This window comes from Micromonospora sp. M51, from assembly GCF_018070305.1.
GTDB classification, from domain to species: Bacteria; Actinomycetota; Actinomycetes; order Mycobacteriales; family Micromonosporaceae; genus Micromonospora; species Micromonospora parva.
Genome location: NZ_JAGPXZ010000221.1, coordinates 1 through 8,125, shown reverse-complemented (window position 1 = coordinate 8,125; position 8,125 = coordinate 1). Strand labels below are relative to the sequence as shown.

General features: G+C 67.7%; 9 protein-coding genes. All 9 read left to right on the top strand.

The window, feature by feature from the left end; translation table 11 throughout:
• The first annotated feature begins 482 nt into the window (after positions 1-482).
• The 9 genes from KBX53_RS14315 to rplW all read left to right on the top strand — a co-directional run bounded on the left by KBX53_RS14315 (position 483) and on the right by rplW (position 8,077).
• Positions 483-863, top strand: a complete 381-nt coding sequence (locus KBX53_RS14315; protein ID WP_030329882.1) for a hypothetical protein — start codon at positions 483-485, stop codon at positions 861-863.
• 508 nt (positions 864-1,371) lie between these two features.
• The gene (gene rpsL / locus KBX53_RS14310) at positions 1,372-1,746 is read left to right on the top strand and encodes a 30S ribosomal protein S12 (RefSeq protein WP_007465318.1); all 375 of its coding nucleotides are present in this window, start codon (positions 1,372-1,374) and stop codon (positions 1,744-1,746) included.
• Position 1,747: 1 nt separating this feature from the next.
• Positions 1,748-2,218, top strand: coding sequence for a 30S ribosomal protein S7 (rpsG, locus tag KBX53_RS14305; protein WP_007465317.1), 471 nt, complete (start codon positions 1,748-1,750; stop codon positions 2,216-2,218).
• Positions 2,219-2,292: 74 nt separating this feature from the next.
• Positions 2,293-4,389, top strand: a complete 2,097-nt coding sequence (gene fusA / locus KBX53_RS14300; protein WP_030329884.1) for an elongation factor G — start codon at positions 2,293-2,295, stop codon at positions 4,387-4,389.
• 212 nt (positions 4,390-4,601) lie between these two features.
• Positions 4,602-5,795, top strand: coding sequence for an elongation factor Tu (gene tuf, locus KBX53_RS14295; protein WP_030329885.1), 1,194 nt, complete (start codon positions 4,602-4,604; stop codon positions 5,793-5,795).
• A gap of 350 nt (positions 5,796-6,145) precedes the next feature.
• Positions 6,146-6,454 (top strand): 30S ribosomal protein S10, encoded by a 309-nt coding sequence (gene rpsJ / locus KBX53_RS14290; protein WP_007073037.1) that lies wholly within the window; start codon positions 6,146-6,148, stop codon positions 6,452-6,454.
• A gap of 11 nt (positions 6,455-6,465) precedes the next feature.
• Positions 6,466-7,131, top strand: a complete 666-nt coding sequence (gene rplC, locus KBX53_RS14285) for a 50S ribosomal protein L3 (RefSeq protein WP_030329888.1) — start codon at positions 6,466-6,468, stop codon at positions 7,129-7,131.
• Positions 7,128-7,778 carry a 50S ribosomal protein L4 gene (gene rplD / locus KBX53_RS14280; protein WP_030329890.1) on the top strand — a complete coding sequence of 217 codons (651 nt, stop codon included), beginning with the start codon at positions 7,128-7,130 and terminating at the stop codon, positions 7,776-7,778. Before rplC ends, rplD begins: the two co-directional genes overlap by 4 nt.
• Positions 7,775-8,077 (top strand): 50S ribosomal protein L23, encoded by a 303-nt coding sequence (gene rplW / locus KBX53_RS14275; protein ID WP_007465304.1) that lies wholly within the window; start codon positions 7,775-7,777, stop codon positions 8,075-8,077. The genes rplD and rplW overlap by 4 nt, the downstream gene beginning before the upstream one ends.
• Positions 8,078-8,125 lie beyond the last annotated feature (48 nt).

Below are 8,125 nucleotides of genomic sequence, written 5' to 3'. Positions count from 1 at the left end.
GCCCGGATGCGCCGCCCGCTGCGGGGCCGGACCCCGGCTGGGGCCCGACCTCGACGCCCGGCTCCGGCCAGCCGCACCCGGTCTCCATCTCGCCGACCGCGACGCCGCAGGGGTGGGGTCCGCCGTCATCCGGGCCGGGAACGCCGTACGGGTGGGGTCCGCCGTCGTCGGGGTCGGGGGCGCCGCAGGGTTGGGGTCCGCCGGCAGGTGGGCCGGGAACGCCGTACGGCTGGGGTCCGCCGTCGTCGGGGTCGGGGGCGCCGCAGGGTTGGGGTCCGCCGGCAGGTGGGCCCGGAGCACCGCATGGCTGGGGTCCGCCGTCGTCGGGGCCGGGGGCGCCGCAGGGTTGGGGTCCGCCGGCAGGTGTACCGGGAACGCCGTACGGGTGGGGTCCGCCGTCGGGGCACGGTCCCGGGTGGGGTGGCTCGCCGGGGCGCTCGGTTGCGCCACCCACCGACGACCAACGCCGGCCGCCGAAGCGGGTGGAGTCGGTGTCGGGCACGCCGTTCGGTGTCGTGCACCTGGACGTGGCGCCGGTCACCTCCGGGCTGGCCATCGGAGCGCTGGTGGCGGGGATCGCGTCGGTCCTGGTGTCGTTACTGGTGATCTGCTTCGGGGTGGCCTTCATGAACGACGGCGGTGCCTGGGCCTCCGGAGCGTTCGCCGCGCTGGGTGTGCTGGCCGGCGGTGCGGCGGTCGTCGTCGGGCTGCTCGGCCGGCGGCAGATCGGTCGGCCGGCCGCGCCCTCCGCGGTCCAGTTCACCGGGCGTGGGCTGGCGATGGCGGGGATCAGCTGCGGCGCGGTGGGGGCGGTGCTCAGTGCGCTGGGCCTGGGCCTGGCCCTGCTGCTCGCACTGACCTGAAAGTGATCATCGACAGATCCGACACCTGACGGGGGTTTCCCGCGGAAGGCTTCCGGTCCGCCCGGGGGCGATGGGTGCTTCTGCGGGAGAGCCGGTACACTTGTATTCGTAGGTGCCCATCGCGGGCGACCGGGCAGGACGAGATACGGCTGGCGGGTGTGAGACTGCCGCCGGGCCATTCCGTTTTGACCTGGGCGGTTGTGGTAGGTACTCTTTCCCCTTGTGCCCGGGCATGCCCGGGCAACTCGTGCGTGCGCTGTTACCGGCTTACGGACGGCGGCACGACAAGCCAAGGATCCGGGGCGGGGCGACCCGCGTGCCGGTGACAAAACCCGGTACGCACGCGAGAGCGTCGCAACGGGACCGTGACGAGGGCGACACGCCCGACCGCGGGTGCCGGGGTCTCCGCAAGGTGGCCCTGGTCGGAATGTAGGAGAGCCGGTCATCAGGCCGGCTAACGAGCAGACGGCGCGGCCGCGGATGCGGCCGAAGGGAGCGGAGAAACCCGGTGCCCACGATCCAGCAGCTGGTCCGAAAGGGCCGCCAGGCGAAGACGACCAAGACCAAGACCCCGGCGCTGAAGGGTTCCCCTCAGCGGCGCGGCGTGTGCACCCGCGTGTACACCACCACCCCGAAGAAGCCGAACTCGGCGCTGCGCAAGGTCGCTCGCGTGAAGCTCAGCAGCCAGATCGAGGTGACCGCCTACATCCCCGGCGTCGGTCACAACCTGCAGGAGCACTCGATCGTGCTCGTCCGCGGTGGCCGGGTGAAGGACCTCCCCGGCGTGCGTTACAAGATCGTTCGCGGCTCGCTGGACACCCAGGGTGTCCGCAACCGCAAGCAGGCGCGCAGCCGTTACGGCGCGAAGAAGGAGAAGAGCTGACATGCCGCGTAAGGGACCCGCTCCGCGGCGGCCGCTGGTCGCTGACCCGGTGTACAACTCGCCGCTGGTCACCCAGCTGGTGAACAAGATCCTGCTCCGCGGCAAGCGTCAGCTCGCCGAGTCCATCGTGTACGCGGCCCTCGAGGGCTGCCGCGAGAAGTCCGGCACCGACCCGGTCGTCACCCTCAAGCGGGCGATGGACAACGTCAAGCCGACCCTCGAGGTGCGTAGCCGCCGGGTCGGTGGCGCCACCTACCAGGTTCCGGTCGAGGTCCGCCCGACCCGGGCGACCACCCTGGGCCTGCGCTGGCTGGTCACCTACTCCCGCGCCCGGCGCGAGAAGACCATGGTCGAGCGGCTGATGAACGAGCTGCTGGACGCGAGCAACGGCCTCGGTGCCGCCGTCAAGCGGCGCGAGGACACGCACAAGATGGCCGAGTCGAACAAGGCCTTCGCGCACTACCGCTGGTAACACCCTGGTTCCGGCGCCTACGGGCGCCGGAACCGCCACCAGTTGAGTCGAGACGACGATAAGTAGGGATTGAAGTGGCCGCCGCAGACGCGCTCGCCAACGTACGCAACATCGGCATCATGGCGCACATCGATGCCGGTAAGACCACGACCACCGAGCGAATCCTGTTCTACACCGGTATCACGTACAAGATCGGTGAGGTCCACGAGGGCGCTGCCGTCATGGACTGGATGGAGCAGGAGCAGGAGCGTGGCATCACCATCACCTCCGCTGCCACCAAGTGTGAGTGGAAGGGCCACACGATCCAGATCATCGACACGCCGGGTCACGTCGACTTCACGGTCGAGGTCGAGCGGTCGCTGCGGGTCCTGGATGGTGCGGTCGCGGTCTACGACGGTGTCGCCGGCGTGGAGCCGCAGACGGAGAACGTCTGGCGGCAGGCCGACAAGTACAACGTCCCGCGGATGTGCTTCGTCAACAAGCTCGACCGGACCGGTGCCGACTTCTTCCGCTGCGTGCAGATGATGATCGACCGGCTGAACGCCACCCCGCTGGTGCTCCAGATCCCGATCGGGCTCGAGGGTGACCACATCGGTGTCGTCGACCTGATCGGCATGCGCGCCCTCACCTGGCGTGGGGAGACCCAGAAGGGTGAGGACTACGCGGTTGAGGAGATCCCGGCCGACCTGGCCGACTCCGCTGCCGAGTGGCGCGAGAAGCTGATGGAGACCCTCGCCGACGTCGACGACGCGGTGATGGAGAAGTACCTGGAGGGCGAAGAGGTCTCCGTCGAGGAGATCAAGGCCGCCATCCGGCGTGCCACCATCGCCGGCAAGGCCAACCCGGTGCTCTGCGGCTCGGCGTTCAAGAACAAGGGCGTCCAGCCCATGCTCGACGCCGTGGTCGACTTCCTGCCGTCGCCGCTGGACGTTCCGGCGATCGAGGGTACGGCCACCGACGGTGAGACCCCGCTGGTGCGTAAGCCCTCGAAGTCGGAGCCGTTCTCCGGTCTGGCCTTCAAGATCCAGACCGACAAGCACCTTGGCAAGCTCACCTACGTCCGGGTCTACTCCGGCGTGGTCGAGACCGGCACCCAGGTGGTCAACTCCACCAAGGACCGCAAGGAGCGCATCGGCAAGATCTACCAGATGCACGCCAACAAGCGGGAAGAGCGCAGCTCGGCCCAGGCTGGCGACATCATCGCGGTGCAGGGTCTCAAGCAGACCACCACCGGTGACACGCTGTCCGACCCGGCGAACCCGGTCATCCTGGAGTCGATGACCTTCCCGGAGCCGGTCATCGAGGTCGCCATCGAGCCGAAGACCAAGGCCGACCAGGAGAAGCTCAGCACCGCCATCCAGCGGCTGGCCGAGGAGGACCCGACCTTCCGCGTCAAGCTGGACGAGGAGACCGGTCAGACGGTCATCTCCGGCATGGGCGAGCTGCACCTGGACATCCTGGTCGACCGGATGCGCCGCGAGTTCAACGTCGAAGCCAACATCGGCAAGCCGCAGGTGGCGTACCGCGAGACCATCCGCCGCAAGGTGGAGAAGGTCGAGTACACCCACAAGAAGCAGACCGGTGGTTCCGGCCAGTACGCCCGCGTGATCGTGAGCGTCGAGCCGCTGCCGCTGGACAACGACTCGCCGACCTACGAGTTCGCCAACGCCGTCAGCGGTGGCCGCATCCCCCGGGAGTTCATCCCCTCGGTGGACGCGGGTGCGCAGGACGCGATGCAGTACGGCATCCTCGCCGGCTTCCCGCTGGTCGGCGTGAAGCTGACCCTGCTGGACGGCCAGTACCACGAGGTCGACTCGTCGGAAATGGCATTCAAGATCGCCGGCTCCATGGTGATGAAGGACGCGGCCCGCAAGGCCGATCCCGCACTCCTTGAGCCGATGATGGCCGTTGAGGTCACCACTCCTGAGGAGAACATGGGTGACGTCATCGGCGACCTCAACTCCCGCCGCGGCCTGATCCAGGCGATGGAGGAGCGCAGTGGCGCCCGCATCGTCAGGGCTCTGGTGCCGTTGTCGGAGATGTTCGGCTACGTCGGCGACCTGCGGTCGAAGACCCAGGGCCGGGCGAGCTACAGCATGCAGTTCGACTCCTACGCCGAGGTTCCGGCCTCGGTGGCCAAGGAGATCATCGCTAAGGCGACGGGCGAGTAGCACCCTGAACAGGTGATTCGTGGTTGGTCGCGGGAGGTTTCACCCGCCCGCGGCCACCACGATCGGATCGCGTGAGACCGGGCCTGTAGGCTTCATCGCCGCAGAACCCACAAAGGCTCTCCGGCCGTCAGGCCGGAAAGGCTGTCGACAGAGTCCTAAGCGCCGACCGGCGCGCCGGGCGTACGAACCAAGAAGTCCACAGGAGGACACCAGTGGCGAAGGCTAAGTTCGAGCGGACTAAGCCGCACGTCAACATCGGCACCATTGGTCACATCGACCACGGTAAGACGACGCTGACGGCGGCCATCACCAAGGTCCTGCACGACCAGTACCCGGACCTGAACCCCTACACGCCGTTCGACGAGATCGACAAGGCGCCGGAGGAGAAGGCCCGCGGCATCACGATCTCGATCGCGCACGTCGAGTACCAGACCGAGTCGCGGCACTACGCGCACGTCGACTGCCCTGGGCACGCCGACTACATCAAGAACATGATCACCGGTGCCGCGCAGATGGACGGCGCGATCCTGGTGGTGGCGGCGACTGACGGCCCGATGCCGCAGACCCGCGAGCACGTGCTGCTGGCCCGTCAGGTCGGTGTGCCGTACATCGTCGTGGCGCTCAACAAGAGCGACATGGTCGATGACGAGGAGCTCCTGGAGCTCGTCGAGCTCGAGGTCCGTGAGCTGCTCTCCTCGCAGGAGTACCCGGGTGACGACCTGCCGGTCGTTCGGGTTTCGGCGCTGAAGGCCCTCGAGGGTGACCCCGAGTGGACCGGCAAGCTGCTGGAGCTGATGACCGCTGTCGACACCTCGATCCCGCAGCCGGAGCGCGAGGTTGACAAGCCGTTCCTGATGCCGGTTGAGGACGTCTTCACGATCACCGGTCGTGGCACCGTCGTCACCGGTCGCGTGGAGCGCGGCGTTCTCCTGCCGAACGAGGATGTTGAGCTCGTCGGTATCAAGGAGAAGAGCTTCAAGACCAAGGTCACCGCGATCGAGATGTTCCGGAAGACCCTGGACGACGCCCGCGCAGGTGAGAACGTCGGCCTGCTGCTGCGTGGTACCAAGCGCGACGAGGTCGAGCGCGGCATGGTCGTCGTGAAGCCGGGCTCGAACACCCCGCACACGGAGTTCGAGGCGACGGTCTACATCCTCTCCAAGGAGGAGGGCGGCCGGCACACCCCGTTCTTCCAGAACTACCGTCCGCAGTTCTACTTCCGGACCACTGACGTCACCGGTGTCGTCACCCTCCCCGAGGGCACCGAGATGGTCATGCCGGGTGACAACACCTCCATGTCGGTGAAGCTGATCCAGCCCATCGCCATGGAGGAGAACCTCAAGTTCGCGATCCGCGAGGGTGGCCGCACCGTCGGCGCCGGGTTCGTCACCAAGATCAACAAGTGAGCTAGGTAACCCCGATTAGACCCGCCGCCGGTCGTGCGGCATACTAGTCAGGTTGCGTAACGACAGTTCGTCGCCTGTGTTCGGCTTTCGCTGAACCTCCGGGTGGCGCGGCAGTCGAGCGAAGGGTGGTTGGCGGTCCAGTCGCCAACCACCCTCGCACGGCGTTCAGGTCGCGGTAATGCGATCGGCGCCTTGACCCACCGCGCGGTCAGCACCACTCCGGAACCACGGGGCGGAGCTCGGCCCGAGGGCGCGACACGCCCGACCGCGGGGGTCGGCGAAGTGGGCCTGTACCAGCCGGTACAGGCGCCCGCAACACAGCGGCATCGAGAGAAGGAACAGAAGCCACCATGGCGGGACAGAAGATCCGCATCCGGCTCAAGGCCTATGACCACGAGGTCGTCGACTCCTCGGCTCGGAAGATCGTCGAGACGGTGACGCGCACCGGGGCGCAGGTCGCGGGCCCGGTGCCGCTGCCCACGGAGATCAACCGTTTCTGCGTTATCCGCTCGCCGCACAAGTACAAGGACTCGCGCGAGCACTTCGAGATGCGCACGCACAAGCGGCTGATCGACATCATCGACCCGACCCCGAAGACGGTCGACTCGCTCATGCGCCTAGACCTGCCGGCTGGCGTCGACATCGAGATCAAGCTGTAGGGACCGGACAAATGGACAGGCAAGTCAAGGGGATCCTGGGCGCCAAGCTCGGCATGACCCAGGTCTGGGACAACAACCGTGTTGTTCCCGTGACCGTGGTCGAGGCCGGCCCGTGCGTCATCAGCCAGGTTCGTAGCGCCGAGAAGGACGGTTACTCCGCGGTCCAGCTGGCGTACGGCACCATCGACCCGCGCAAGGTCAAGAAGCCGATCAGCGGTCACTACGCCAAGGCGGACGTGGCGCCGCGCCGGCACATCGTCGAGCTGCGCACCACCGACGCTGGGGAATACTCGCTCGGCCAGGAAGTCACTGTCGAGGAGTTCCCGGCCGGCGTCACCATCGACGTCACCGGCAAGACCAAGGGCAAGGGCTACGCCGGCCCGATGAAGCGGCACGGCTTCCACGGTCTGCGCGCCAGCCACGGTGTCGAGCGCAAGCACCGCTCGCCCGGCTCCATCGGCGCCTGCGCCACTCCGGGTCGTGTCTTCAAGGGCACCCGGATGGCCGGCCGGATGGGTGGCGTGCGGTACACCGTGCAGAACCTCACCGTCCAGGCGGTCGACACCGAGAACAACCTGCTGCTCGTCCGGGGTGCCATTCCTGGTCCGAAGGGCGCGCTCGTTCTGGTCCGTACCGCGGCCAAGAGCAAGGTGAAGAAGGGCGGTGCGGCCAAGTGACCACCGTTGACGTGCGCACCGTCGAAGGCACCACCAGTGGCTCGGTCGAGCTGCCGGCGGACATCTTCGACGTGCAGGCCAACGTCGCGCTGATGCACCAGGTCGTGGTGGCCCAGCTCGCGGCGGCCCGACAGGGCACGCACAAGGCCAAGACCCGCGGCGAGGTCGCCGGTGGCGGCAAGAAGCCGTACAAGCAGAAGGGCACCGGTCGCGCCCGGCAGGGCTCGATCCGCGCGCCGCAGTTCGCCGGCGGTGGCGTCGTGCACGGTCCCGTGCCGCGCGACTACAGCCAGCGGACCCCGAAGAAGATGAAGGCCGCCGCTCTGCGCGGTGCCCTCTCCGACCGGGCCCGCGCCGGGCAGGTGCACGTCGTCGAGGCGTTCGTCTCGGGCGAGAAGCCGTCGACCAAGGCGGCCCTGGCCACGCTGACCAAGCTCACCGAGGCCCGTCGGGTCCTGGTGGTGCTGAGCAGCACCGACGAACTGAACTGGGTGTCGCTGCGCAACGAGCCGCGGGTGCACCTGATCGAGTCCGGCCAGCTGAACACGTACGACGTGCTGGTGGCCGACGACGTGGTCTTCACCAAGGACGCCCTGGACGAGTTCCTGGGCGTGCCCGCCGAGACCACCGAGGAGGGTGGCAAGTGAGCACCATCGCCGATCCGCGCGACATCATCGTTGCGCCGGTCGTCTCGGAGAAGAGCTACAGCGAGCTGAACCGGAACTGGTACACCTTCCTGGTGCACCCGGACGCGAACAAGACCGAGATCAAGATCGCTATCCAGCAGATCTTCAACGTCCGCGTCCTGACGGTCAACACGCTCAACCGCCAGGGTAAGCGCAAGCGCACCAAGACCGGCTTCGGTCAGCGCAAGGCGACCAAGCGGGCGATCGTGAAGCTGGCTGACGGTGACCGCATCGAGGCCTTCGGCGGCCCGGTCAGCTGAGGGGTGTAGACAATGGCTATCCGTAAGTACAAGCCGACGACGCCGGGC

What these genes read in the sequence shown, in the direction of transcription:
- rpsG (WP_007465317.1), top strand. Translation starts at nt 1,748, where the DNA reads ATGCCGCGTAAGGGACCCGCTCCGCGGCGGCCGCTGGTCGCTGACCCG.
- rpsJ (WP_007073037.1), top strand. Translation starts at nt 6,146, where the DNA reads ATGGCGGGACAGAAGATCCGCATCCGGCTCAAGGCCTATGACCACGAG.
- rplC (WP_030329888.1), top strand. Translation starts at nt 6,466, where the DNA reads ATGGACAGGCAAGTCAAGGGGATCCTGGGCGCCAAGCTCGGCATGACC.